Here is a 25,494-nt window from a genome sequence, read left to right on the forward strand (position 1 = left end):
AACAGTCGCAATGAAATATTGCGCCACGGGCTCGCGGTGGGCTAAATTTTGACCGCCTCCCTGAAGGATTTTCATCTCGGGCGACGGCAATTCAGACGCAAGGTCATGCTTCAAGAATACGTGCCGGAAACACGTAGCTCCGCCTTGCCAGAATGGGCGCAGACCCCATGAAGAGATTCTCCCAGGCCCACTAGGCTCTTGTCCGGCTCCCTCTCCAGAGGGCTTCCATTACCCGTCCGCATTCCTGCGCATTCCGCCGCTCACGCGTCCGGAAGCGTCGTGCATGGGCATGTGCGGACGAATCGATCACCCGCGACAAGGACCACCCATGGATGCCACTTCATCCGTCATCAGCTATCTTTCCGGCCGCCAGTGCGCGGCGCAGTGGAAGATATTCCTGTTATCGACCGCGCAGGAACTGGCCGATAAATTCTCGGCCGCCGAATTGCGCACGTTCATGCGCAGGGTGGGAGGGCGCTTCGCCCGCGAACTGCCGCTGCCCGCCTGCGCCACGCTGGACGACATCCAGCTCGCGATGAGCCAGGCCTGGACCCGCCTGGACTGGGGCTGGGTCGAGATCACCGACCAGGCCGACCATCTGCATCTCCAGCACTATTGCGCGCCGCTCGAGGCCGCGCTGGGCCGCGAGGCGCTGGATTGGACGCCATCGTTCCTGGAAGGCGTCTACCAGCAGTGGTTCGAACAACTGGGCGCGAGCGACCGGCTGCAAGTGACCCAGGTTTCCGATTTCGACAGCATCGGCGGCATAGGCTTGCGCCTGGGATCGCCCATTGCGGCCTGAGGTGGCCATGGACACATCCAAGCATCCCGAGGCGGGGGACACTTCCCAGCCCGTCACGGCATCGGCGCCATCCGCCGCGAGCCGCTGGCCCTCCCTGGCCCAGCGCCGCCCGGCGTCGGCGCCAGGCAGCGCCAGGGAAGACACCGGAGAAGCCCCCGTCTCTACCGTCTACGTGCCGCCGACCCGCTTCCATCCTCCCGAGGAGACGTCGTTGCCGCTAGATCCGACGGCGCAAGACCCGGCGGCGGACGCCATCGCTGACGCGCCGGCACCCCCGGAACCGGTGGCGCCGCCGCCAGACCCGGCGCCGGCCGCCGACGAGCCGGCCGCCGTGATCTTCGAACGGCTGCTGCGCCATGCCGATGCAGACCGGCCTCGCCCCAAGGACATGCCGGCGCTGTTCCAGCGCCTGCTCAGGAACTGATCGATCCATGAACCCGCACGCAAGAACGAGGCCGGCGTGAGCGCGCTGCCGCCAGCCGTCCCCACCGCCGACCATGCCCCGGCGGACGCCAAGGCCGATCGTCTGGCGGCCCTGCCGTTGTGGAACAACCGCATCGTCCGCTTCGCGCTGGCGGCCGTGGCCTGCTGCAGCCTCGCGGTCGTCATCACCGCGCCCCTGGAGGCCTTGCCGCAACTGGTGCTGGCGCTGGTCGCGCTGGTGGCCGCGCTGGCGCTGCGCAACGTCGCCGGGCGCATGCCGACGGTGCTGATGGTGCTGCTGTCGGCGACGATGTCGCTGCGCTACATGTACTGGCGGCTGACCTCGACGCTGGACTTCCAGAGCTGGCTCGACATCGCCTTCGGCTACGGCCTGATGCTGGCCGAGCTCTATGCGCTGTCGGTGCTGCTGCTGGGCTACCTGCAGACCATCTGGCCGCTGCGCCGGCTGCCCGCCGCGATGCCCGCGGATCCGGCGACGTGGCCGTCGGTGGACATCCTCATCCCGACCTACAACGAGCCGCTGGACGTGGTGAAGCAATCGGTGCTGACGGCGGTGTCGCTGGACTGGCCCACGGACCGGCTGCGCATCTTCGTGCTGGATGACGGCCGGCGCAAGGAATTCCAGGACTTCTGCACCGCGCTGGGCGTGGGCTACATCGCGCGCAACAACAACGAAGCGGCCAAGGCCGGCAACCTGAACGCGGCGCTCGAACTGACCAGCGGCGAATACGTCGCGGTGTTCGATTGCGACCACATCCCCACCCGCTCGTTCCTGCAGATCAGCATAGGCTGGTTCCTGAAGGATCCCAAGCTGGCGATGCTGCAGACGCCCCACTATTTCTTCTCCGCCGATCCGTTCGAGAAGAACCTGCACACCTTCCGCGCGGTGCCCAACGAGGGCGAGCTGTTCTACGGCCTGGTCCAGGACGGCAACGATCTCTGGAACGCGGCATTCTTCTGCGGCTCGTGCGCCGTCCTGCGCCGCAGCCATCTGGAGGAAGTGGGCGGCATCGCCACCGAGACGGTGACCGAAGACGCCCACACGGCGCTGAAGCTGAACCGGGCCGGCTACAACACGGCCTACCTGGCCGTTCCCCAGGCGGCGGGACTGGCCACCGAGAACCTGTCGCGCCACATCGGCCAGCGCGTGCGCTGGGCGCGCGGCATGGCGCAGATCTTTCGCGTCGACAATCCGCTGTTCGGCAAAGGGCTGAGCCTGAGCCAGCGCATGTGCTACCTGAACGCCATGCTGCACTTCTTCTACGGCCTGCCGCGCCTGGTGTTCCTGACCGCGCCGCTGGCCTTCCTGTTCTTCGGCGCCCACGTGTTCCAGGCATCGGCGCTGATGATCACGCTGTACGCCTTCCCCCACCTCATCCATGCCAACCTGACCAGTTCGCGGATGCAGGGGCGCTTTCGCCATTCGTTCTGGAACGAGGTCTACGAATCGGTGCTGGCCTGGTACATCATGCGGCCCGCCATGCTGGCCCTCATCAACCCCAAGCTCGGGGGCTTCAACGTCACCGCCAAGGGCGGCGCCATGGGCAACGCGTGGTTCGACTGGGACATGGCCAAGCCGTACCTGGTGCTGCTGGCCCTGAACATCGCCGGGCTGCTCGCCGGGCTGGTTTCGCTGATCTTCGTCGACTACGACGCGGGCGGCCTGTTCACCCTGGCGATCAACCTGCTCTGGACGCTCTACAACATCGTCATCACCAGCGCCAGCATCGCCGTCGCGCGCGAGGAACGGCAGTTCCGCGCGCAGCCGCGCGTCGCCGCGCAGATCCCGGCCATGCTGCGCCTGGAAAACGGCAAGACCATCGCGTGCAGCACCACCGACTACTCCGCCACCGGACTGGGCATACAGCTTCCTCCGGAGCTGGGGCGCCTGGAAACCGGGCAGGCGGTGCACGTGGCGCTGTTCCGCGGGACCGAGCAGCGCACCTTCCCCGCCCACATCATGTTCGCGGGCGACCGCCACGTGGGCTTGCGCTTCACCTCGCTGACGATGCGCCAGCAGGTGGAGATGGCCGAAATGACGTTCGCCCGCGCCGACACCTGGGCCGACAACTGGGGCCAGGGCACGCCCGACGCGCCCCTGGCCTCGCTGCGGGAAGTGACGCGCATCGGCCTGCTCGGCATGAAACAACTCGCGATACACGGAAGCCAGGTCGTGCGCGCCCGGCTGCAAGCCCGTCCGACCCACACCAGGATGAAGAACCGATGACCTCCACGAACCTTCCGAGCAAACGCGCGCACCAGCCCGCCGCCAGGCCGCTCTCGCTGGTGCTGGCCGCCGCGATGCTGCTGACTTCGCTGCCGCTGCGCGCGCAGCCGGCCGCGGCCGGCGGCGAGGCGGACGCCAAGCCCGAGCAGCTGGTGTCGGGCGGGCGCAGCTACGGCGTCCCGCTCAAGCGGCTCGGCGCCAGCACCCCCATGACGATACGCGGCGTGGAAGGCAGCTTCCGGCTGCCGTTCGACATCCGTGCCGACGAGGTCGTGTCGTCGGCCCAGCTGCGCCTGCGCTACACCTATTCGCCGGCGCTGCTGGAGGACCTCTCCCACATCAACGTCCTGGTCAACGGCGAGGTCGCCGCGTCGATCCCGGTCCCGAAGGACACGGCCGGCAAGCCGAAGGAAACGGTGGTCGCGCTGCCGCCGCAACTGATCACGCAATTCAACAACCTGAACGTGCAGCTCATCGGCCATTACACGATGGAGTGCGAAGACCCGCTCCATTCGAGCCTGTGGGCCAACATCAGCAACCAGAGCACGCTGGAACTGACGGTCACGCCGCTGGTGCTGGCCAACGACCTGTCCATCCTGCCCCTGCCCTTCTTCGACCGCCGCGACAGCCGGCCGCTGTCGCTGCCCTTCGTGTTCGCCGCCGCGCCGGACAACACCGTGCTGGAAGCGGCCGGCATCCTGTCGTCCTGGTTCGGCGCGCTGGCCAGCTATCGCGGCGCGCGCTTCCCGACCGCCGTCGATCAACTGCCCGCCAAGGGCAACGCCATCGTGATGGCCACCGGCGAACTGCGCTCGGGCGGCCTCGACCTGCCCGCGCCCAGCGGGCCGACGGTCACCATCGTTCCCAACCCCAACGACATGTACGGCAAGCTGCTGGTGCTGGGCGGCCGCGATGCCAAGGAACTCAAGCGGGCCGCCCAGGCGGTGGTGACCGGCAGCAGCGCGCTGACCGGCCATCGCGCGGTCATCACGCAGTTGGCGGAACTGGAGCCGCGCAAGCCCTACGACGCCCCCAACTGGCTGCGCAGCGACCGCCCCGTGAAGTTCGGCGAACTGGTCCCGCCCGCCACCCTCAACGTCTCCGGTTTCGCGCCGCCCACCATTCCCGTGAACCTGCGCCTGCCGCCCGACCTGTTCGGCTGGCGCGAGAGCGGCATTCCGCTCGACCTGAAATACCGCTACACGCCCCAGCAGATGTCGACCAGCTCGACCATGACCCTGGGCGTCAACGATCACCTGGTGAAATCGTTCCCGCTGCCCTCGATCGAACGCCTGAACGGCGGCGAGGGACTGCTGGCCAAGCTGCAGACGGACAGCAGCATCCCGGTGCGCGTGCAGATGGCGCTGCCGCTGCAACTGATGCCGCCGCGCGCCACGCTGCAATTCCGCTACCAGTACGACTACATCAAGGAAGGGCAGTGCCGCGACGTGATCATCGACAACGTCCGCGGCGCCATCGAGCCGGATTCGACCATCGACATTTCCGGCTTCAGGCACTACATCGCGATGCCCAACCTCGCCGTCTTCCACAGCAGCGGCTTCCCGTTCACGCGGATGGCTGACCTGTCGCAGACGGCGGTCATTCTTCCCGACAATGCCGGCACCGCCGAGTACAGCGCCTACCTGGGCGTCCTGGGACGCCTGTCGGAGTCGACCGGCTACCCGGCGCTGAACGTCACCGTCGCGCGCGCGGATCAGGCCCCGCAACTGGCCGACAAGGACCTGCTGCTGATCGCCTCGGGCGACAACCAGCCCCTGCTCAGACAATGGAGCGCGCAGTTGCCCGTTTCGCTGACCGAGGGCAGCCGCCGCTTCAATCTGTCGGACTGGGCCTATCAGACCTGGCGCTGGATCGTGCCCAACCCGCACGAGGACACCGGCCGCGCGCGCAGTTCGCTGTCCTTCACCACCGACGGCGCCAGCGTGGTGTTCGCCGGCTTCGAGTCGCCCCTGCGCAGCGGACGCAGCGTCGTCGCGATCTCCGCCACCCGCCCCGAGAGCCTGGCCGAGGCCGTGGATGCGCTGATCGGCGAAGACCGGACCGACTTCATCGAAGGCAGCGTGTCCGTGGTGCGCGGCAAGCAGGTCGATTCGCTGATGTCGGATCCGACCTACCACGTGGGTTCGCTCGGCTGGTTCACGAGCATCCAGTGGTACGCCGCCCGCCAGCCCTGGATCCTGCTGCTGCTGGCGATCCTCGGCATCGCGGTCCTGGGCGTGTTGACCTACATCGCGCTGCGCGCGCGGGCGGCCCGCCGCCTGAGCGCCTGAGCGGCCCCGGGCGCGAGATGAGGTCCTCCCCCGCCGCCGCCCGGCCGCGATCGCGGCTGGCCGCCACGGCGCTGCTGTTCGCGCTGGCCGCCCCGATGGCGGCCGGCGCCGACGGCGGGACGGCCTGCGCACCGGCGTGGCCGCTGTGGCAGGCGTTCGGCACGCACTTCATCCAGCCCGACGGCCGGGTGCTGGACGCCAGCACCGCACGCCGGCATTCCTCGTCGGAAGGCCAGTCCTACGGCATGTTCTTCGCGCTGGTGGCCAACGACCCCGCCGCCTTCGACCGCATGTGGCGCTGGGCCGTCGACAATCTTGCCGGCGGCGACATCGGCAGCCGGCTTCCCGCCTGGTACTGGGGCCGGCGGGACGACGGCACCTGGGGCGTGCTGGACGACAACTCCGCCTCGGACGCCGACCTGTGGTTCGCGTACGCCCTGCTCGAAGCGGGCGAGCGCTGGCGCCGCGACGACTACCTGCGCGACGCCGGCGCGCTGCTGGCCCGCATCGAGGCCGAGGAAACCGCCGATCTGCCGGGCCTCGGCCCCATGCTGCTTCCCGGGCGCCGCAGCTTCGCGCGGCCGGACTCGCTGTGGCAGCTCAATCCCAGCTATCTGCCGCTGCCGCTGCTGCGCCGGCTGGCGCTGGCGTCGCCGTCGGGCCCATGGCCCCGCATCGCCGACAACAGCGCGGCCATGCTGGCCGCCGTGAGCCCCAAGGGATACGTGGCCGACTGGGTCGCCTATCGGGGCGCATCGCCGTCCAGCGGCCTGTTCGTGGTCGATCCGATCAAGGGCGACCTGGGCAGCTACGACGCCATCCGGACCTATCTGTGGGCCGGCATGGCCCACGACGGCGATCCCCTGGCCGGGCCCATGCTGCAGGCGCTGCCCGGCATGGGCGCCGCGACCGCGAGCACCGGCGCGCCGCCCGAGCGCGTGCGCGCCACGACCGGCAAGACCGAGAACACCGGCCCGTTCGGCTTCTCGTCGGCGCTGGTGCCGTATTTCACCGCCAGGAAACAACCCTGGCTGGCCGACATGCAGCGGCGCCGCGCCCAGGCCATGCTGGACGAAAGCCTGCGCGCGCCCGGCCGCCAGCCGCCGTACTACGACATCGTGCTCAGCCTGTTCGGATTGGGCTGGGCCGAAGAACGCTATCGATTCCTGAGCACTGGACAAGTGCAATTATCCTGGGAGAAAACATGTCCGCCCTCCACCGCTCGCTAGCGCCCGGGCGCCGGACCGCCCCAAGCCCGGGCCGCGCTTCCAAGGGGGGCCGCCGGCTGGCGGCTGGAGGCGGCTTCCTGACGGCCGGCCTGCTGGCCGCGCTCGCCGTTGCCCCGAGCCTGAGCGCGCAGGCCCAGCCCGCCGCCGCATCATCGCCGACGCCGGCGGCCACGGCGAAGTCGCTGCTCGAACAGGGCCGCTACTGGCAGACCCACGCCAACGACGCACGCGCCGCGGAAGCCTGGGGACGCCTGCTTATGATCGACCCCAAGCATGCGGAGGCGCTCTACAACCTCGGCCTGCTCGAACTGAAAGCCAATCGGCCGGCCCGCGCCCAGGAATACCTGACGCAGCTGCGGGCGCTGGGAACGGCCGAAATCGACGCGGCGCGCCTGGAACAGTCGATAGACCTGCACGGCGGCGACAAGCCGAAGATGCTGGAGCAAGCCAGGCTGCTGGCCAGTTCGGGCGAACTCGACAAGGCCGTGGCCCAGTACCGCGCCGTGTTCGGCGGCAAGGTGCCGCAGGGCAAGGTGGCGCTGGAGTTCTACAGCTACCTGGGCTACACCGACGGCGGCTGGACCGAAGCGCACCAGGGCATGGAGCGGCTGCAGCGCGAAAGCCCCGACGACATCCAGGTCTCGCTGGCGCTGGCCAAGCTGCTGACGCGCAATGAAAGCACCCGCGCCGAGGGCATCCGCCGCCTGGCCAAGCTGTCGACCCGCAAGGACATCGGCGGCGACGCCGAGGAAAGCTGGCGGGTCGCGCTGACCTGGTACGGCGATCCCCGTCCCGCCGAGGCTCCCCTGTTCCAGGCGTATCTGAAGGCGCACCCGGACGACACCGAGATCCGCCAGCAGTTCAGCCGCATGCGCAAGCCCGGCAAGAGCGGCACCCAGGCCGCGGCGCTGTCGCCGCGGGACGTGCAGTTGAACCGCGCCTTCCAGGACCTGGAGAACGGCGATCTCGCCGCCGCCGAGACAAACCTGACCGCCCTGCTCGAAGCCAATCCCAACCACACCGATGCGCTCGGCGGCATGGGCGTGCTGCGTCTCAAGCAGGACCGGCCGGACGAAGCCGTCGATTTCCTGACTCGCGCCACCCGGCAGCCGCGCGCCCGCGCCGGCTGGCAGCAGGTCCTGGGCGTCGCCCGCTACTGGTCGCTGACCGGCAGCGCCGAGCGCGCCCGCGCCGATGGCGACCTGGAGACGGCGCAGCGGCAGCTGGAGCAGGCCGTCAAACTGTCGCAGAACGACCGGACGGCCGAGGCCGCGCTGGGACAGGTGCTGGCCGAACGCGGCCAGTACGCGCAGGCCGAGAAGATCCTGCGCGGCATCCTGGCGCGCGACAAGGGCAATCTTGCCGCGACGCAGGGCCTGGTGCACGTGCTGGCGCAGACCGACCGCCTGGACGAAGCGCTGCAGATGGTCTCGCAACTGAGTCCCGCCGACCAGGAGAAGATAGGCAGCGTCGGCCGGCTGCGCGCCATCCAGGCCCGCAACGACGCCCGCAAGGCCAGCGACCGGGGCGACCTGGCCGCCGCCCGGCGGCTGCTGGAGGACGGCCTGCGCGCCAGCCCGGACGACGCCTGGCTGCGCCTGGACCTGGCGCGCATCTACCTCAAGGGCGGCAACATCGCCGAGGCGCGCGGCGTGGTCGACGGCCTGCTGCTGACCCATCCCGACGATCCGGGCGCGCTGCAGGCGAGCGCGCTCCTGTCGTCCCAGGTGCAGGATTGGGAAGCGGCGCTCAAGACATTGGACAAGATTCCGGCGCGCAACCGCGGCAAGGAAGTCCTCGATCTGCAGAAGCATGCCTGGACGCAGTATCAGGTATCGCAAGCGGTGAAGTTCGCGCGGGCCGGCAAGCCGGACCAGGCCAAGGCCATTCTTGCCGGCCTCGAACCGGAAGTGGCGCAGCAGCCCGGCCTGCTCGGCGCCATCGCCGCCGGCTACAGCGATGCCGGCGACAACATGCACGCGCTGAGCATGCTGCGGCAGGCCGTGGCGCGCACGCCGACGCCGGACAACGACCTGCTGCTGCAGTACGCGGTGGTGCTGCTCAAGACCGACCAGGACGCGGAGGCCGCGGGCATCCTGCGCCAACTGCAGACCCAGGCGCTGGACGACCGGCAGACCGCCGGCTTCGAGGATCTGCGCAAGCTCTATACCGTGCGCCAGGCCGATGCGCTGCGCCAACGCGGCCGCATCGCCGACGCCTACGACGTGCTGGCCCCGATGTTGGCGAAGTATCCCAGCGACCCGCTGGTCGTGGGCGCGCTCGCCCGCATGTACTCGGCGGCCGGCGACGGCGCCAAGGCCCTGTCCCTGCACCAGCAGTTGCTGGCCAAGGATCCGGACAACGCGGAACTGCTCACCGCCGCGGCGCAGACGGCGGTCCAGGCCCGGAACACGAGCTATGCCGAGACCGCGCTGGCCAAGGCCGCCAGCCTGCAGCCGAACAACCCCACGGTGCTGGCGGCGGTCGGCCGCGTCTACAACAGCATGGGCAAGAGCGGCAAGGCGGCGGAATACCTGAAGGCGGCCCTGGCCGCGCAGGAAGCCGCCAAGGCGGCGCCGGTGGCGCAAGCGGATGCCGCGCCGGCGCCTTCCGCGCCCGACGGCAATCCCTTCGCCGCCCTGCCGGGCCAGACCCGCAGCAATCCGCTGGCGCTGGGCGAACCGGCTGGCGCGCCGGCCGAGCCGGCCCTCGTTTCCTACGGCGGCCCGGTCTTCGGCGACCAGGTCACGGCCCCCGCGGCCTATGCCGCGGCGGCGCGCGACGAACAGGGGCGGCCGGCCGCGCGCGCGCCGGCGCCGCCGGCGGCCACGGAAACCGCGCTGGCGCCCCCACTGCCGCCCGCGCGCTCCTCATCCAGCGCGGAACCCGCGCCGGTCGTCTCGTCGGTGCGCGCGGACCTGCAGCCCGCGGCGGTGCAGTCGCCCTTCGTGGCCACGGTATCGGCGCCGCCCCCCGGCACGATTCTTCCCCCCTCCCCCAGGTCCATTCCCGACCCGGTGATAGGGGTCGATCCCGTCCCTGCGCTGCCGCCCTCGCCTTTCCGCCGGCCCGACGGCACGCCGGGGAAGCTGGCCGCGGCAGACGCCGCGCCCGCGGCTCCGCGGACGCTGGCCGAAGAACTGGACGCCATCCAGCAGGCGCGCAGCGCGACCATCACCGTCGGTTCGACCGTGCGCCAGCACAACGGCGCCTCGGGCATGGGCCGCATGCTGGACGTGGAAACGCCGGTCACGGTGGACTTTCCCGTCGGCGACGGCCGCGCCTATGTCCAGGCCACCCCGGTCACGCTGCGCGCGGGCTCGGTCGGCGAGGACTTCGCCTCGAGCAGTCAGTTCGGCGGCGGTCCCGCCGCCGCCAATGCCCAGCAACTGGGTCTCGTCGGCGCCCCCGGATCGCAGAACGCGAGCGGCGTGGGCGTCGCCGTGGGCTACCAGTTGTCGGGTCTGAAGCTCGACCTGGGCGTCACGCCGTTCGGCTTCCGCTACCAGAACATCGTCGGCGGCGCGCGCTTCGACGGCGACGTCTACAACGAGGACGGCCCGCGGCTGTCCTATGGCGCCGAGTTCTCGCGCCGCGCGGTCACGGACACGGTCCTGTCGTACGCCGGCGTGCGCGACAGCCGTACCGGCGAAAGCTGGGGCGGCGTGACGGCCACGGGCGGACGTCTGCGCGGCGGGCTGAACTACGACGGCTACGGCTTCTACGGCAGCCTCGGCTGGCACAGCCTGAACGGCCACAACGTGCAGTCGAACAGCAGGCTGTCGGGCGGCGCGGGTTTCTACATGCAGCTCATCCGCGAGCCCAACCGCGACCTGACCGCGGGGGTGGACCTGACCCTGTTCGGCTACGACAAGAACCTGGGCTACTACACGGTGGGCAACGGCGGCTACTTCAGCCCCCAGCGCTTCGTCGCCCTCAGCCTGCCGGTGGCCTGGGCGCAGCGCCAGGGCCGCTTCAGCTACCAGATCAAAGGCTCCATCGGCGTGCAGCACATCAAGCAGGATGCCGCGAATTACTTCTCGGATCCGACCCGCCAGGCCCAGGCGCAAGCCATCGCCGCCGCCTACGGCACGCAGGCCAGCTACGCAGGCCAGAGCAAGACCGGAGTCGGCTACGGCCTCGCGCTGGCGGCCGAATACCAGCTCGCGCCCAAGTGGTTCCTGGGCGGCAATCTCAGCATCGACAACGCGCGCGACTATCGGCAATACAAGGGCGGCATCTACGTGCGCTACGCGCTCGAATCACAGACGGGCCCGGTGCCCATGCCGGTGCCTCCTTTCACTTCCCCCTACGCAAGCGAATGACCCGAATCCTTTTTACCGCTGCAACGCATGACCGGAGTACGCCATGGTTTCACTGATCGCGGGTCTGACGATCCTGATCGTCGGCGACAGCCACCTGGCGACTCCCAGCTATCTGATCGGATCGCTGCATGATGCCCTGCTCAAGCAGGGCGCCAAGAGCGTCCACACCCTGGGCGTATGCGGCTCGACGCCGGCGGAATGGCTTGCCGTCACGCCCGGCGCCTGCGGCGGCGCCGAACGCGTCGGCAGCGGCAAGGCGGTCGTGGCGGGCGCCGCCGCCAAGACCCAGCCCATCGCGCAATTGATCGCCAAGGACAAGCCCGATCTGGTGGTCCTGATCTTCGGCGACACGATGGCCGGCTACACCAAGCCCGACTTCCCCAAGGCATGGGCCTGGCAACAGACGACCTCGCTGGTCAATGCCGTCGCCGCCACCCACACCAAGTGCGCCTGGGTGGGGCCGACCTGGGGCAGCGAAGGCGGCAAGTACGGCAAGACCTTTCCGCGGGTACAGGTCACGTCGAGGTTCCTGGAGGCCAACGTCTCGCCCTGCCGGTACATCGACTCGCTGAAGTTCTCCAAGCCCAGGCAATGGGCGACGGTGGACGGCCAGCATCTCACCCCGCCCGGCTACCAGCAATGGGGCGAAGCCATCGCCCAGGCCCTGGCCAAACAATGATCCCTTCATGTCGACAGCCGACCCTAACTAGCATCTGGATGAAATCAACATGTCTCTTTCCGCTCTTGCCGGCCTCAGCCTGCTGATCCTGGGAGAAAGCCACCTGGCGGCCACCGGCAGCCTGATCGAGGCCCTGCACGACGATCTGGTCAAGCAGGGCGCACAGGTCCATTCGATCGGCGCATGCGGCGCCGGCGCGCAGGACTGGCTGGCCAAGAAGAAGGTCGATTGCGGCGGCGACCGCGTCGGCAAAGGCAAGGCCGTCATACGGGGAGCCGATGCGACGACCTTTCCCATCGGGGAACTGATCGCCGCCGACAAGCCGGACGTGGTCGTGGTCATCATCGGCGACACCATGGCCGCCTACGACAAGAGCGCCTTTCCCAAGACCTGGGCCTGGCAGAGCGTCACGGCCCTGACGCGCGCCATCTCCGCGACCCGCACGCGCTGCGTGTGGGTCGGCCCGCCCTGGGGCAAGGCGGGCGGCCGATACAACAAGAACGACGAGCGGGTGCGGCTCATGTCCACGTTCCTCGCCACCAACGTCGCTCCCTGCGATTACGTCGATTCGCTGAAGTTCTCCAAACCCGGCGAATGGAAAACCACCGACGGCCAGCACTTCACCGTGGCCGGCTACAAGGCCTGGGGCGCCGCCATCACGCAGGCGCTGGCCAATACCCCGGCCGTCAAGGAGGCTCACGCAAAATGAAACGCGCACTGATCGCCGCGCTGGCCACGTCGCTGCCGACGCTGGCTCCGCACGCGGCCGGGATACCGCTCTATCCGACCGGCCCGGCCGAGGACTCGGCCTTCGTCCGCTTCGTCAACGCCACGGACGCCGCGCTGGAGATCCAGGCCGCCGGCTCCCAGGCGAAGCTGTCGCTGCCGACCGACAAACCGTCGTCGGGATTCATGCCGGTTGCCGCCAACAAGCCCGTGAAAGGCACCCTGACCGGCGCGGACCGGCGCTCGGACGTGGCGGTGACCGTCAAACCGGGCGAGTTCGCCACCGTGATCGCGCTGGCAAAGAACGCCAGCCTCGTCATCAAGGAATCACCCGACGATTTCAACGCGATGCGCGCCTCGCTGGCGTTCTACAACGCCGATCCGGCGTGCCGCCAGGCGGGACTGCGCGCGGCGGGGCGCAACGTCGGCATCTTCGACGGCGTCGGCCACGGCCAGGCCAAGCGCCGCCTGATCAACCCCGTCGCCGTGACGGTGGAGCTCACCTGCGGCGGCAAGCCGCAGGGCTCGCCGCGCGAGCTGGGCGCGCTCGAGGCCGGCCAACGCTACACGGTGCTGGCCGTACCCGGTCCCCAGGGCACCCGCACGCTGTTCGCCAACGACGCCTTGATCCGCTGACCCGTTCCACGAGACCCCCGACAGGCCTCCCCCATGGTTTTTGCGTCGCTGGAATTTCTCACGCTGTTCCTGCCGGCCTTCCTGCTCGTCTACGCGGCCACGCCGGCGCCGTATCGCAATGCCGTGCTGATGCTCTCGAGCTGGATCTTCTACGGCTGGTGGAGTCCGCTGCTGCTGTCGCTGTTCATCGCCCTGATCCTGGTGGGCTGGATAGGCGGCATGGCCATAGACGGCACCCGCACCGAGCGCCAGCGCATGCTGATGCTGACGGCCTTCATCGCCATCAACCTGTCCGTGCTGTGCTGGTACAAGTACGCCAACATCCTGGTCGAGACCTTCAACCAGGTGCTGGCATGGCGCGGCGCGCTGCCCGTGGCCTGGGAGAAGATCGCGCTGCCCATCGGCCTGTCCTTCATCGTGCTGCAATCGATCTCCTACCTGATCGACGTGCAGCGCCGCGTCGTGCCGGCCGACCGCAGCTTCGTGAACTTCGGCGCCTACCAGGCCATGTTCGTGCACCTGATCGCCGGCCCCATCATCCGCTATGACTGGGTGGCGCGCGAACTGCGCGAGCGCACCGTCGACTGGCCCCAGTTCACGCAGGGCGCACGCCGCTTCATGATCGGCTTCGGCATGAAGGTGCTGATCGCCGACACGCTGTCGCCCCTGGTGCAGACCGCCTTCTCGCTGTCCGCCCCCACTTTCCTGGACGCGTGGCTGGGCTGCTTCGCCTACAGCCTGCAACTGTTCTTCGACTTCGCCGGCTACAGCGCCATGGCCATCGGCCTGGGCTTGATGCTGGGCTTTCACTTCCCCGAGAACTTCAACCATCCCTACCTGGCCACCAGCATCCAGGACTTCTGGCGCCGCTGGCATTTGTCGCTGTCGAGCTGGCTGCGCGATTATCTCTACATCCCGCTGGGCGGCAACCGCAAGGGCGAGGTGCGCACCTACGTCAACCTGCTGCTGACCATGGCCATCGCCGGCCTCTGGCACGGCGGGGACAACTGGAACTACCTGCTGTGGGGCATCGCCCACGGCGTGGCCCTGGCCGGCACGCGGCTGTGGGGCCATGCGTCGCTGCCCGAGCCGCCCGCCGCGCTGTCGCGCGTGCTGACCCTGCTGTTCGTCATGCTGGCCTGGACGCTGTTCCGCGCGCACTCCTTCGGCTCCGCCCTGGACATGTACGCCGGCCAGTTCGGCCTGAACGGCTACGCGCTGGGCGATGCCTTGCGCGTCCAGCTTCGTCCCGCCCACCTGATGGCCATGGTCCTGGGCGTGCTGTGCATCGTCTACCCGGCGGTGGACGCCTGGCTGGCGCGCGGCGGACGGCCGGCGCTGCTGCGCGCCTGGGACGGCGCCTGGCCGGTGGCCGGCTTCCTGCTGGGCTTCTCGCTGATCGCCAGCCGCGGCGCGGTCCCCTTCCTGTACTTCCAGTTCTGATGGACAAGACCTCTTCCCGCCCCGGCCCCCGCTACGCGCTCGCGGGCTGCGTCATGGCCATCGTTCTGGCGGCGGGCCTGCTGTCCAACGGCTACGGACTGCTGGTCGAACAGCTGCCGCTGACCCGCCACGCGCCCGACTGGCCCGGCTTCCTGGACGGACGGGTCACCGCCGAGATCGCCGACACGCTGGCCAAAACGCCGCTGCCCGCCGGCTCGGCCAGCCTGGAACGCGGCGCGAGCTGGCTGGCCGTGGGCGACCTGGGCCCGCGCGTGCGCCAGGGTTGCCCGGACTGGCTGTTCCTGGCCGACGAGCTGGAGCCGCATGCGGGCGGCGACGATGCCCTGCGGACGCGCGCCCGGGAAGTCGCGGACCTGCGGACCCGGCTGGCCGCCCGCGGCATCGAACTGCTCGTGGCCACGGTGCCCGACAAGAGCCGCATCGCGGCAGGCGAACGCTGCGGCGTCTATCGCCCGGCCGCGCTGGCAGGGCGCCTGCGCGAGTGGAACGGCATCCTGCAAGCCAGCGGCGTGCGGACGGTGGACCTGGAGCCCGTCCTGCGCGGCCTGCCCGTGCCGGGGTTCCTGCGCACCGACACCCACTGGAACGAAGCCGGTGCCGAAGCGGCGGCCGGCGCCATCGCCGCGGCCGCCCGCGCGTTGCCCTCGGCGGCCGAGGCACTGAAGCCGCATCAGGCCTTCGCCATCACGCGGGGCCAGCCGCAGCCGCTGGCGGGCGACCTGATCAGGCTGGCCGGCATAGACTGGCTGCCGGCCCCGCTGCTGGCAGCCCTGGACCAGGAACCGCGCACGACCTTCGCGCCGGTGGCGGACACCGCCGCGCCGGCCACCGAGGACGACCTGTTCGGCGACGCGGACCTGCCGCGGGTGGCCCTGATCGGCACGTCCTACTCGCGCAACTCGAACTTCGTCCCGTTCCTGGAAGCCGCGCTACAGACCCGCGTGGTCAATGTCGCCCGCGACGGCGGCGAATTCGCCGGCGCCGCGCAGGCCTATTTCAAGAGCGAGGAATTCCGCGACACGCCGCCCCGCCTGATCGTCTGGGAAATCCCGGAGCGTTCGCTGCAGCGCCCCCTGGACGGCGAGACCGACATCTGGGAGGCCGCCGCGGCGCGCTGACGCCGCGAGCGGCGGGCGCGGCTACTCCACCTTCGCGCCCGAGGCCTTGACCACGGTCGCCCAGGTCTCCACCTCGTCCTTGATGAAGGCGCCGAACTGCTCCGGCGTGGTCTTGGCCGTGACGGCGCCCAGGTCCTTGAAACGCTGCTGCACGTCCGGCTTGGCCAGCGCCTTCTGCACGGAGGCGTTGATCCTGGCGATGACGTCCGGCGGCGTGCCCTTGGGCGCGATCAGTCCGAACCAGGACGACACGTCGAACTTGTCGTAGCCCGATTCCATCATGGTCGGCAGCTCGGGCGCGGTGGCCGAGCGTTCGGCGGTGGTGACCGCCAGCGCGCGCAGCTTGCCGGCCTGCACGTGCGGCCAGGCCGAGGGCATGTTGTCGAACATCAGTTGCACCTGGTTGCCGATCAGGTCGGTCAGGGCGGGGGCGCTGCCCTTGTACGGGATGTGGGGGATGTCCACGCCGGCCCGCAGCTTGAACAGCTCGCCCGCCATGTGGATGGAGGTACCGCTGCCCGACGAGGCATACGAGAGCTTGTCCGGATGCGCCTTGACGTAGGCCACCAGTTCCTTGACGTTCTTGACCGGCAGCGACGGATTGACGACCAGGATGTTGGGCACCTTGATGACCAGCGCGATGGGCGAGAAATCCTTGACGATGTCGAAGCTCAGGTTCTTGTACAGGGTCTGGTTGATGGTGCTGGTGACGGCCACCATGTACAGCGTGTAGCCGTCGGGCTTGGCGCGGGCGACCAGCTCGGCGCCGATGTTGCTGCCGGCCCCGGGCTTGTTCTCGACCACGAAACTCTGGCCCAGGTCGTCGCCCAGCTCCTTGGCGATGATGCGTGCGGCCACGTCGGTGGTGCCGCCGGCCGAGAAGCCGACCACCACGCGTACCGGCTTATCCGGGTACGAGGCCGCGGCGGCGGGACCGGCAAGCGCCAGGGACGCCAGCGCGGCCAGGCAGGCCGCACGGGCCGATGACGGGAAATGCCTCATGGGTGCGTCTCCTTCTTGGTATTGGTAGGGAATTTTCCAGCGGGTTCTATGTCAACATCGGCGTCCGGCTCCGACCATTGTTGCAAACCCGAAGCATGCGCCGCGGACGCGTTTCGCTGTATCCTGCGGCCGACCCTTCCCTACCCCGCTCCGATGACCGATCAACAGCATTCTCCCTACAAGAGCACCGGCGGCCTCCAGCGGGTCTTCCGCGCCTGGCGCTATTCGCTGCAGGGCCTGGGCGCCGCGCTCAAATACGAAGCCGCGTTCCGCCAGGAAGTCGCGCTGGTGGTCATCCTGGTGCCTGCGGCGGTCTGGCTGGGCCGCGACACCACCGAAGTCCTGCTGCTGCTGTTCAGCATGCTGCTGGTGCTGGTGGTGGAATTGCTCAATTCCGCGGTGGAAGCGCTGGCCGACGCCCTGTCGGTGGAAACCCACCCGCTGCTGGGCCGCGCCAAGGACCTGGGCAGCGCCGCGGTGATGCTGTCCCTGCTGTTCTCGGCGGGGCTCTGGATACACGTGCTGGCGGGCCGGCTGCTGGCCTGACCCGCTCCCACGGCGGGCGGCGGGCCGTTTCGCGCCGCTGGCCGGATGATCCTACAATGTCGGATCGACTCCGTTCCCCTCGCACCATGTCTTTCACCCGCAAACTGACGCAGGCCTGGGCCGCGTCCGACTCCCTGCTGACCGTCGGCCTGGACCCGGATCCCGCCCGCTTTCCCGCCGAACTGCGCGGACGGGCCGACCGCATCTTCGATTTCTGCCGCGCCATCGCCGACATCACCGCGCCCTACGCGTGCGCGTTCAAGCCCCAGATCGCCTATTTCGCCGCCCGCCGCGCCGAGGACCAGCTCGAGGCGCTGTGCCGGCACATCAAGGAACACCACCCGGACATCCCGCTGGTGCTGGACGCCAAGCGCGGCGACATCGGCTCCACGGCCGAGCAGTATGCCGCCGAGGCCTTCGAGCGCTACGGCGCCGACGCCGTCACGGTCAGCCCCTACATGGGCTCGGATTCGATCGAACCCTATTTCGCCTGGCCGGATCGCGGCGTGATCGTGCTGTGCCGCACCTCCAACCCCGGCGGTTCGGACCTGCAATTCCTGGAAGCCGGCGGCGAGCCGCTCTACCTGCGCGTGGCCGACCTGGTGGCGAAGAAATGGAACCGCCACGGCCAGCTCGGCCTGGTGGTGGGCGCCACCTTCCCCGCCGAGCTGGCGGCGGTGCGCGCCCGCATCGGCGCCGACATGCCGCTGCTGGTGCCCGGCGTGGGCGCCCAGGGTGGCGACGTGCAGGCCACGGTGCAAGCGGGATGCAATGCCGCGGGCACCGGCATGATGATCAATTCGTCGCGCGCCATCCTGTACGCCAGCGGCGGCGACGACTGGCGCGAGGCCGCGGCGCGCGTGGCGCGCGAGACCCGCGACGCCATCAACGGCTTTCGCCCCGGCCGCAGCTAGGTCCCCGTTGCGGGACGAAAGCCCCTGTCACTTCTCGATCTTGATGTCGGCGGTGCGGACCACCTTGGCCCAGCGGTCCGCCTCGGCCTGGATCAGCTTGCCGAAGGCTTCGGGCGTGGGGCTGGCCACGACCTCCGCCCCCTCGTCCGAGATCGACTTGCGCACGTCGGCGTCATTGAGCAGCGCGACGATTTCCTTGTGCAGCCGTGCCACGATGGGCGCCGGCGTGCCGCCGCGCGCCACGATGCCGAACCAGGTGCCGGTCTCGAATTCCATCCCGGCTTCGCGGAAAGTGGGCACCTCCGGCAGGCTGGGGGAACGCTTGTCCGAAGCCACGGCCAGCGCCCGCAGCTTGCCGTTGCGGATGTGGTTCATCACCGGCACCAGGCTGGGGAACAGCAGCCGGGTCTCGCCCGACAAGGTCGCCAGCACGGCCGGGCCGCCACCCTTGTAGGGCACGTGGTAGAGCTTGGTGCCGCTGCTCTGCTGGAACAGTTCGGCCACCAGATGCGGCGCCGTGCCCACGCCATAGGAAGCGTAGTTGACCTGCCCCGGCCGCTCGCGGGCATAGCGGATCAGTTCCTGCAGCGAGGCCACCGGCAGGCCGGGATTCACCACCAGCACGGCGGGCGCGTTGGCCAGTTGCGAGACAGGCGCGAAGTCCTTCTTCAGGTCATACGAAATCGTGTTGTACAGGCTGCCGTTCGAGCTGATCGCGGTCGTGGCCATGAGCAGCGTGTAGCCGTCCGGGGCCGAGCGGGCCACGGCCTCGGCGCCGATGATGCCGCTGGCGCCCGGGCGGTTGTCCACGATGACGGGCTGGCCCAGCCGCTCGCCCAGTTTCTTGCCCACGACACGCGCGATCATGTCGGTGCCGCCGCCGGGCGCGAAAGGCACGATCAGGCGGATGGGCTGGGTAGGATAATCCGGGGCCGCCCAGGCGCCGGCGCTGAAGAGCGCGGCGGCGGCGCAGGCGAGCGCCGGCCGCCCACGCTTGAGGGAATGTCTTTGCACGTTGGTGTCTCCTGGTGGCCCCCCGGCCGTGGCCGGGGCGGCGGGGTCGCCGGCGCGATACCGCCGGCGCGCGGCTCAACTGGCCGACGGCAGGTCGCGGATGGCAACGCCGCGATCGATCGCATCGCAGCGCGCGTCCTCGGCGGCGGCGCGCTTGCGCGAAAGCTCCAGCACTTCGCGGGCGCGATCGCGGGGAATGAAGCAGACGCCGGTGTCGTCGGCCACCACGAGGTCGCCGGGATTGACGCGTATGCCCTCGATCTGGACCGGGCCGTTGATCTCGATCGTCTCGATGCGCCACTTGCCCGTGATGGGCGAGACTTCGGTGGCCCACACCGGGAAACCGACGCGGCGCGAATGCGCCACGTCGCGCACCCCGCCCGACACGATGGCGCCGATCTCGCCCTGGCGCTTGGCCACCTGGGCCGAGATGCCGCCCATGTTCGACAGCCCGGGCACGCCCTCGATCACCAGTACGTCGCCTTGCTCCGCGATGTTGTGGGCCTCGATCTCGGCCATGCCGTTGCGGTGGGCGCGCGCGTTGTCGACCGGATGGCCGGTCATGACCGTGTTGCGCAGGGTCATGGCCGGGCCGACGATGGTGGCGCCGGGAATGGTGGGCCGAAGCAGCGAGCCGGGCAGCGTTCCGGCGATGCCCAGGTGGTCCATGACGTCCGACACGATGCCGGTGGCGTCGCCCAGCGCCTTGAAGCCCTCGATCAGGTCCTTGGGCGGGCGCTCGATGTCGAGGCTCCTTACCCGTTCCGGGGCGATCTTGCCCAGCAGCGTCTTGGTCATGCGTGGTCTCCGTGAGGAATGAGGCGCGCCGCCGCCTGCGGCCTATCCGCGGCGGCGGTCTTCATGTGTGAAAAATTCTCATCGCTTTCCCAATATGCATCAATCGATTTATAGTCAATATGATTGACTTTTACTCATAGAGATGGCCACTCGCCTGCCCCCGCTCAATCCGCTGCGCACCTTCGAGGTGGCGGCGCGCCACCTGAGCTTCACGCGTGCCGCGCGCGAACTGCACGTGACGCCCGGCGCCGTCAGCCGGCAGGTCATGGTCCTGGAGGAATTCCTGGGAGCCCGGCTGTTCGAGCGGGTCAACCGCGAAGTGCGGCTGACGGCGGTGGGCCGGCGCTACCTGGACGACCTGAACGATGTGTTCGACAATATCGGCGAGGCTACCCAGCGCGCCATGCAGGGCGTGCGCGACAAGCCGCTGCACATCTGGTGTCCGATGACCTTCGCGATGCGCTGGCTGGTGCCGCGGCTGCCCGCATTCCACGCCGCCAATCCTGGCCGCGACGCCATCTTCACCACTTCGCTCAAGCCGGTGGACTTCACCGAGCACGACGCCGACGTCGCCATCCGCATGGGCCGCGGCGACTGGCCCGGCGTGATCTCGCGCTTCCTGGTCGGCATCGAACTGCTGCCGGTGTGCAGCCCCCGGCTGCTGGATGGGCGCGCCCCGCTCGCCCATCCGCGCGACCTCGCCCGGCACACGCTGCTGCAATCGGTGGCCCGGCCCGAGTACTGGCCGACCTGGCTGGAGGCCGCCGGCGCGGGGGACATCGACCCGGATCGCGGGATGACTTTCGAAAGCGTCAGCCTGGCCTACCAGGCGGCGCTGGAGGGACTGGGCGTGGCCATGGGGCAGCATGCGCTCGTGGCCGAGGACCTGGCGGCGGGCAGGCTGGTCGCGCCCTTCGGCCTGCGCGTCCCCATCGATAACGCCTTCTACCTGATCTATCCCGAGCGGCTGCAGTACGACACGCATCTGTGCACGTTCCGCGACTGGATCCTGGCCGAGGCCCGCGCGGACGAAGCCCGGCGCGCACCGCCCCGGGCTTGAGGCAAGCGTGCCGGCTCAGGCGGTCCGCACGGACGGGAACCGTATCCGGACGCCCAGGCCGCGCCCGCGCAGGCCGGTCCCGACCTGGATGGATGCCGCGTGCGACTCGGCGATCTGCGCGACCAGCGACAGGCCGATGCCGCTGCCGCGTTCGGTGGTGCCCGCCACGCGGTAGAAGCGGTCGAAGATGCGCCGGTACTCGGACTCGGGCACGCCGGGGCCATCGTCGGCCACGGTCAGCAGCACGCCGCCGGCTTCGCGCCGGCAGGCCACGGCGATGTGCGCGTCGCGGCCGCCGTAACGCACCGCATTGTCGACCAGGTTGCGCACCAGGATGCCCAGCGGATCGACCCGGCCGCGCACCAGGCAGTCCTCGGTGTCCAGGCTGATGCGCTGGCCCCGCTCGGCGGCGCCCGTCTCGAAGTCCCGCGCGATCACGGACACCACGGTGTGCAGTTCCACGTCGTCTTCGCCGAAACCGTTGGCATCCAGCCGGGCCATGTCCAGCAACTGCTCGGACAGCCGCGCGCTGCGCTGCGTGGTCGCCAGCAGCTTGCCCAGTTCGGCACGCAGCTGCACGGGATCCTGGCACCGCAGGGCGTTCTCGGTCTGCACCGTCAGGACCGCGAGCGGCGTGCGCAGCTCGTGCGCGGCGTCGACCAGGAAACGCCGTTCGTTCTGCATGGTCTCGTCCAGCCGTCCGAGCAGGCCGTTGAACGACTCCACCAGCGGACGCAGTTCCACCGGCAGTTCCCTGGCCGGCAACGGCTGCAGGTCGGTGGGGCGCCGCTGCAGGATGCGGCGCGACAACCGCGTGACGGGAAGGACCGACCACTGGACCAGGCAGCCGACGACGCTGGCCAGCATGCAGGCCAGTATGCCGACGAACATCAACCCGCGGGTCAGGCGCTCGTGCAGCTCCTTGCGCAGCAGCGACTGCGGCTTGCCCACCTGCACCTGTATCCGCTTGCTGGCGTCCGAGACGGCATACACGCGCCAGGGTTCGCCCCCCACCAGGGTGGTGGCGTAGCCGTCACGCATGTCCGGCACGATGGGCCGGCCGGGCGCGGCCGGGGAATGCAGCACGCTGCCGCCGGTCGCCAGGTTCCAGACCTGGAAGGTCATCTTGAGCTGGGAAGTGTCCAGCCGCTGCTCGCCCGGCAGCGAAAAACCGCGCTCGGCGACGTTGTTCTCGAGCCCGACCGGCAGCGACAACAGGGTCAGGTTCGCCACCTCGCGCAGCGCGGCGTCCCATTCCCCGCTCGATTCGCGCGTGACCTCGGCCCGGTACCACAGGAACGACCCCGCCCAGGTCAGCAGCATGGTCGCGACGATGCCCGTCAACAGGCGCGCGCGCAGCGATCTCATCGCGCCTCCCGCAACCGGTAGCCGTAGCCGTGCACGGTCTCGATCAGGTCCTCGCCCAGCTTGCGGCGCAATTGATGGACGTAGACCGCCACGGTATTGCTTTCGATCACGCCGTCGCTGCCGTAGACCGCCTCCTCCAGCGCCGTGCGGGACAAGGCCTTGCCCGCCTTTTCCATCAGCGCCAGCAGCGTCCGGTATTCGTGCGCGCTGAGCGCGACCGGCTGTCCCCGGCAGGCGACCGAGCGCGAGGCCGGATCGAGCTCGACGTCGCCGCTGCGCAGCACCGGGGCCACGCGTCCCAGGCTGCGGCGCAGCACGGCGCGCAGCCTGGCCCGCAGTTCGTCGACCTGGAAGGGCTTGACCAGGTAATCGTCGGCCCCCGCGTCCAGGCCGCCTATGCGGTCGCTCAGGCGGTCGCGCGCGGTCATGATGATGACCGGTGTCGTGTCGTAGCGCGCACGCATGGCGGCCAGCACGCCCAGCCCGGAGCCGCCGGGCAGTCCAAGGTCGAGCAGGACCGCCGCGTAGTCGTGGTCGATCAGCGTCAGCCGCGCCGCGGCGGCATCGCGAGCCCATTCGACCGCGGTGTCGTGCTGGCCCAGCGCGGTGACGAGCGCATCGGCAAGCATGGCGTCGTCTTCTACGAGCAGGATGCGCAAGATCGGTTTCCCGTTGGTTCGGATAAGTGGCGCGCGCAGCCGTGTCGGCCGGCGCAGGCCAGTATCGTCGCCCGATTTTAAAAAGTTCTTAAACCGCCCCGCCCAGAATTCGCGGTGGCGGCTGGTTCGCGCTCATGCCCGGGCCGGGCTGGCCGCCGCCTTCATGTCCACATTCGGAACCGCCCGCGGCGGCGGGTTCCAGGAGCCAGCCATATGATCCAGGATCCGCGCAGCCTCTGCCTCTGCTTCCTGCTGGGCGCCATGCAGCCCGCCGTCGGGCAGGACCTCGTGGGCGGCGGCATTGCCGTCATCCCGGCCTATCCCGGCGCCGACAGCTATCGCGTACTGCCGGCGCCCATCCTCAATTTCCAGCGCGGCCCCTTCTTCATCTCGAACAGCCAGGGGCTGCCCGGGCTGGGCCTGAAGACCGAGGTCGCCCCCGGCCTGAGCGTGGGAGTACGCGCCGGCTTCGGCCTGGGCCGCAAGGAAAGCCGGTCCGACAGGCTGTCCGGCCTGGGCGACATCGATGCCCATGCCCAGTACGGCGTGTTCGCCGACTGGGCGCCCGGCAGATGGCGGGCGTCGCTGTCCTACACCCAGGCGGCCAAGAGCGGCTATGGCGGCACCCTGGCCGCGCGCGGTTCCTACGCCATCTGGCAGGGCGGCAAGCACGATGTGCAGGTCGGCGCCGGCCTGGAATGGGGTAACCGCGATCACATGCAGACCTGGTTCGGCGTGACGCCCGAGCAATCCTCGCACAGCGGCGCGGGACTTGCGGCCTACCGGCCGTCCTCGGGCCTGCGCTCGGGCTCGGCCTTCGCGCTCTGGACCTACCGGCTGGACCAGCGCTGGCGCGTCGTCACGCTGCTGGGCGTGCAGACCTTGATGGGCGACGCGGCCGACAGCCCCATCGTCGAGCGCAAAACCGCCGCCTTCGGCAGCGTGGGCCTGGCCTACTCGTTCTGAAGCGGCCCCGCCGCGAGCGCCCGCGCTTCCAGCACGCCGCGCAGCGCGATCTTCACCGCCTGCATGCGCACGGCGGTGCGGTCTCCCGCCAGCAGATGCGTGGCCGTGCGTACCCGCATGCCTTCGGGCGTGGTCCATGCCCAGCCGAAGCACACCATGCCCACGGGCTTGCCCGGCGTCGCGCCGCCGGGGCCGGCGATGCCGGTCGTCGACACCGCCATTTGCGTCCGCGCCGCCTTCAGCGCCCCGGCCGCCATCTCGCCCGCGGTCTGTTCGCTGACCGCGCCATGCGCGGCCAGCGTGTCTTCCCGCACCCCCAGCTCGGCCACCTTGGCCGCGTTGGTATAGGTGACGAACCCCCGGTCGAACCAGGCACTGGAACCGGCCACGGCCGTGACCAGCCCCGCCACCAGCCCGCCGGTGCAGGATTCGGCGGCCGCCAGCATCCAGCCGGCCGGCTGCAGGGCGCCCCCCAAGGCGGCGGACAGATCTAGCGATTCCTGGTCGAACATGTCGATCTCCCCGGTCAGGCCTGAGCGACGATACGCCAGTACAGCGCGCAGACCAAGAGCGCGTAGAACGCGGCGATCATGTCGTCCCACATCACGCCCAGGCCGTTCTTGAGCCGGCGGTCGAAATGGCCGATGGGGGGCGGCTTGAGGATGTCGAACAGGCGGAACAGCAGGAAGCCGAAGGCCTGCGACACCACGGAATCCGGGATCAGCCACAGCACGGTCCAGAAGGCCACCATCTCGTCCCATACCATGCCGCCATGATCGGGCACGCCCAGGTCGCGTCCCGTGCGGTCGCAGGCCCAGATGCCCACGACGAATGCCGCCGCCAGGAAGATCGCCTGGTGCAACGGCGCCCCCAGCACCATGGTCAAGGGCTGCCACAGCGCCCAGGCCAGCAGCGTCCCCCAGGTTCCCGGCGCCGGGCGGATCAGTCCGCTGCCCAGGCCGAAGGCAATGGTGCGCGACAGGCGCGCGCGCATCCAGCCGAAGCTGGGACTCGCCGGCACCGGGCCGGCGGAGGAAATGTCGGTCATGATGTCTCAGGCAAGGAGCCCGCCGCCGGATCGACCGGCATCGGGAAGTGATCGAAGCCCGCTCGGGGCAGGTCCGGCACCGGCATGCCGCCGGCGTCCACCACCCGCAGGCCGGGGCCGGCGTCCACCGCGCCGATGCGCGTGGCCGCCACGCCCGCGCGCGCGGCCGCCTCGGCCA

General features: G+C 69.7%; 22 protein-coding genes and 1 pseudogene. 15 read left to right on the forward strand and 8 right to left on the reverse strand.

Annotation, left to right across the window (positions count from 1 at the left end; all coding sequences use genetic code 11):
- The first annotated feature begins 328 nt into the window (after positions 1-328).
- The 11 genes from bcsD to CDO46_RS17750 are packed head-to-tail and all read left to right on the forward strand — an operon-like array spanning position 329 to position 15,941.
- Positions 329-802 (forward strand): cellulose biosynthesis protein BcsD, encoded by a 474-nt coding sequence (gene bcsD, locus CDO46_RS17700; RefSeq protein ID WP_087839801.1) that lies wholly within the window; start codon positions 329-331, stop codon positions 800-802.
- A gap of 7 nt (positions 803-809) precedes the next feature.
- On the forward strand, positions 810-1,226 hold the full coding sequence (locus tag CDO46_RS28060; protein WP_132980647.1) for a hypothetical protein: 417 nt from the start codon (positions 810-812) through the stop codon (positions 1,224-1,226).
- A 36-nt stretch (positions 1,227-1,262) separates the two neighbouring features.
- Entirely contained in the window at positions 1,263-3,473 is a 2,211-nt protein-coding gene (gene bcsA, locus CDO46_RS17710; protein ID WP_087839803.1) for a UDP-forming cellulose synthase catalytic subunit, read from the forward strand.
- The gene (bcsB, locus tag CDO46_RS17715; protein ID WP_087839804.1) at positions 3,470-5,764 is read left to right on the forward strand and encodes a cellulose biosynthesis cyclic di-GMP-binding regulatory protein BcsB; all 2,295 of its coding nucleotides are present in this window, start codon (positions 3,470-3,472) and stop codon (positions 5,762-5,764) included. The genes bcsA and bcsB overlap by 4 nt, the downstream gene beginning before the upstream one ends.
- 17 nt (positions 5,765-5,781) lie before the next feature.
- Positions 5,782-6,993 (forward strand): cellulose synthase complex periplasmic endoglucanase BcsZ, encoded by a 1,212-nt coding sequence (gene bcsZ / locus CDO46_RS17720; protein WP_087839805.1) that lies wholly within the window; start codon positions 5,782-5,784, stop codon positions 6,991-6,993.
- Entirely contained in the window at positions 6,969-11,318 is a 4,350-nt protein-coding gene (locus tag CDO46_RS17725) for a cellulose biosynthesis protein BcsC (RefSeq protein ID WP_087839806.1), read from the forward strand. The genes bcsZ and CDO46_RS17725 overlap by 25 nt, the downstream gene beginning before the upstream one ends.
- Positions 11,319-11,361: 43 nt before the next feature.
- Entirely contained in the window at positions 11,362-11,997 is a 636-nt protein-coding gene (locus tag CDO46_RS17730) for an SGNH/GDSL hydrolase family protein (RefSeq protein WP_087839807.1), read from the forward strand.
- Positions 11,998-12,046: 49 nt separating this feature from the next.
- The gene (locus CDO46_RS17735; RefSeq protein ID WP_087839808.1) at positions 12,047-12,706 is read left to right on the forward strand and encodes an SGNH/GDSL hydrolase family protein; all 660 of its coding nucleotides are present in this window, start codon (positions 12,047-12,049) and stop codon (positions 12,704-12,706) included.
- A complete protein-coding gene (locus CDO46_RS17740; RefSeq protein ID WP_087839809.1) occupies positions 12,703-13,359 on the forward strand; it encodes an alginate O-acetyltransferase AlgF in 657 nt (218 codons plus the stop codon). The genes CDO46_RS17735 and CDO46_RS17740 overlap by 4 nt, the downstream gene beginning before the upstream one ends.
- Before the next feature lie 33 nt (positions 13,360-13,392).
- Positions 13,393-14,802, forward strand: a complete 1,410-nt coding sequence (locus CDO46_RS17745; protein ID WP_087839810.1) for an MBOAT family protein — start codon at positions 13,393-13,395, stop codon at positions 14,800-14,802.
- The gene (locus CDO46_RS17750) at positions 14,802-15,941 is read left to right on the forward strand and encodes a cell division protein FtsQ (protein WP_087839811.1); all 1,140 of its coding nucleotides are present in this window, start codon (positions 14,802-14,804) and stop codon (positions 15,939-15,941) included. Before CDO46_RS17745 ends, CDO46_RS17750 begins: the two co-directional genes overlap by 1 nt.
- 21 nt (positions 15,942-15,962) lie before the next feature.
- On the opposite strand, the gene CDO46_RS17755 is transcribed toward CDO46_RS17750, so the two are convergent.
- Positions 15,963-16,943, reverse strand: coding sequence for a tripartite tricarboxylate transporter substrate binding protein (locus CDO46_RS17755; RefSeq protein WP_087839812.1), 981 nt, complete (start codon positions 16,941-16,943; stop codon positions 15,963-15,965).
- Between the two features lie 153 nt (positions 16,944-17,096).
- On the opposite strand from CDO46_RS17755, the gene CDO46_RS17760 reads away from it, so the two are divergent.
- Both CDO46_RS17760 and pyrF read left to right on the forward strand, forming a co-directional pair.
- Positions 17,097-17,489: a diacylglycerol kinase gene (locus tag CDO46_RS17760; RefSeq protein WP_087839813.1), complete on the forward strand. Its 393-nt coding sequence runs from the start codon at positions 17,097-17,099 to the stop codon at positions 17,487-17,489.
- A gap of 86 nt (positions 17,490-17,575) precedes the next feature.
- On the forward strand, positions 17,576-18,403 hold the full coding sequence (gene pyrF / locus CDO46_RS17765; protein ID WP_087839814.1) for an orotidine-5'-phosphate decarboxylase: 828 nt from the start codon (positions 17,576-17,578) through the stop codon (positions 18,401-18,403).
- 27 nt (positions 18,404-18,430) lie between these two features.
- Here the strand turns inward: pyrF and CDO46_RS17770 are convergent, their stop codons facing one another.
- Positions 18,431-19,417 (reverse strand): tripartite tricarboxylate transporter substrate binding protein, encoded by a 987-nt coding sequence (locus CDO46_RS17770; protein WP_087839815.1) that lies wholly within the window; start codon positions 19,415-19,417, stop codon positions 18,431-18,433.
- A gap of 75 nt (positions 19,418-19,492) precedes the next feature.
- Positions 19,493-20,215 (reverse strand): RraA family protein, encoded by a 723-nt coding sequence (locus CDO46_RS17775; RefSeq protein ID WP_087839816.1) that lies wholly within the window; start codon positions 20,213-20,215, stop codon positions 19,493-19,495.
- Positions 20,216-20,357: 142 nt separating this feature from the next.
- Between CDO46_RS17775 and gcvA the strand changes: the two genes are divergently transcribed.
- Positions 20,358-21,275: a transcriptional regulator GcvA gene (gene gcvA / locus CDO46_RS17780; protein ID WP_087839817.1), complete on the forward strand. Its 918-nt coding sequence runs from the start codon at positions 20,358-20,360 to the stop codon at positions 21,273-21,275.
- A 15-nt stretch (positions 21,276-21,290) separates the two neighbouring features.
- Here gcvA and CDO46_RS17785 read toward each other — a convergent pair whose 3' ends face one another.
- Positions 21,291-22,643 (reverse strand): ATP-binding protein, encoded by a 1,353-nt coding sequence (locus tag CDO46_RS17785; protein ID WP_087839818.1) that lies wholly within the window; start codon positions 22,641-22,643, stop codon positions 21,291-21,293.
- Positions 22,640-23,302, reverse strand: a complete 663-nt coding sequence (locus CDO46_RS17790) for a response regulator transcription factor (RefSeq protein WP_087839819.1) — start codon at positions 23,300-23,302, stop codon at positions 22,640-22,642. Before CDO46_RS17790 ends, CDO46_RS17785 begins: the two co-directional genes overlap by 4 nt.
- Before the next feature lie 213 nt (positions 23,303-23,515).
- Here CDO46_RS17790 and CDO46_RS17795 point away from each other — a divergent pair, with 213 nt between their 5' ends.
- Entirely contained in the window at positions 23,516-24,268 is a 753-nt protein-coding gene (locus tag CDO46_RS17795; RefSeq protein ID WP_243724686.1) for a MipA/OmpV family protein, read from the forward strand.
- Here the strand turns inward: CDO46_RS17795 and CDO46_RS17800 are convergent.
- From CDO46_RS17800 to CDO46_RS28405, 3 genes and pseudogenes are all read right to left on the reverse strand, one after another.
- Positions 24,256-24,780: a CinA family protein gene (locus CDO46_RS17800; RefSeq protein WP_087839820.1), complete on the reverse strand. Its 525-nt coding sequence runs from the start codon at positions 24,778-24,780 to the stop codon at positions 24,256-24,258. The genes CDO46_RS17795 and CDO46_RS17800 overlap by 13 nt on opposite strands.
- 14 nt (positions 24,781-24,794) lie before the next feature.
- Entirely contained in the window at positions 24,795-25,262 is a 468-nt protein-coding gene (locus CDO46_RS17805; RefSeq protein ID WP_243724689.1) for a phosphatidylglycerophosphatase A, read from the reverse strand.
- 50 nt (positions 25,263-25,312) lie between these two features.
- Positions 25,313-25,494 (reverse strand): annotated as a pseudogene (locus tag CDO46_RS28405) (thiamine-phosphate kinase); the annotation flags it as partial.

The organism is Pigmentiphaga sp. NML030171, assembly GCF_002188635.1.
Classification (GTDB): Bacteria; Pseudomonadota; Gammaproteobacteria; order Burkholderiales; family Burkholderiaceae_B; genus Pigmentiphaga; species Pigmentiphaga daeguensis.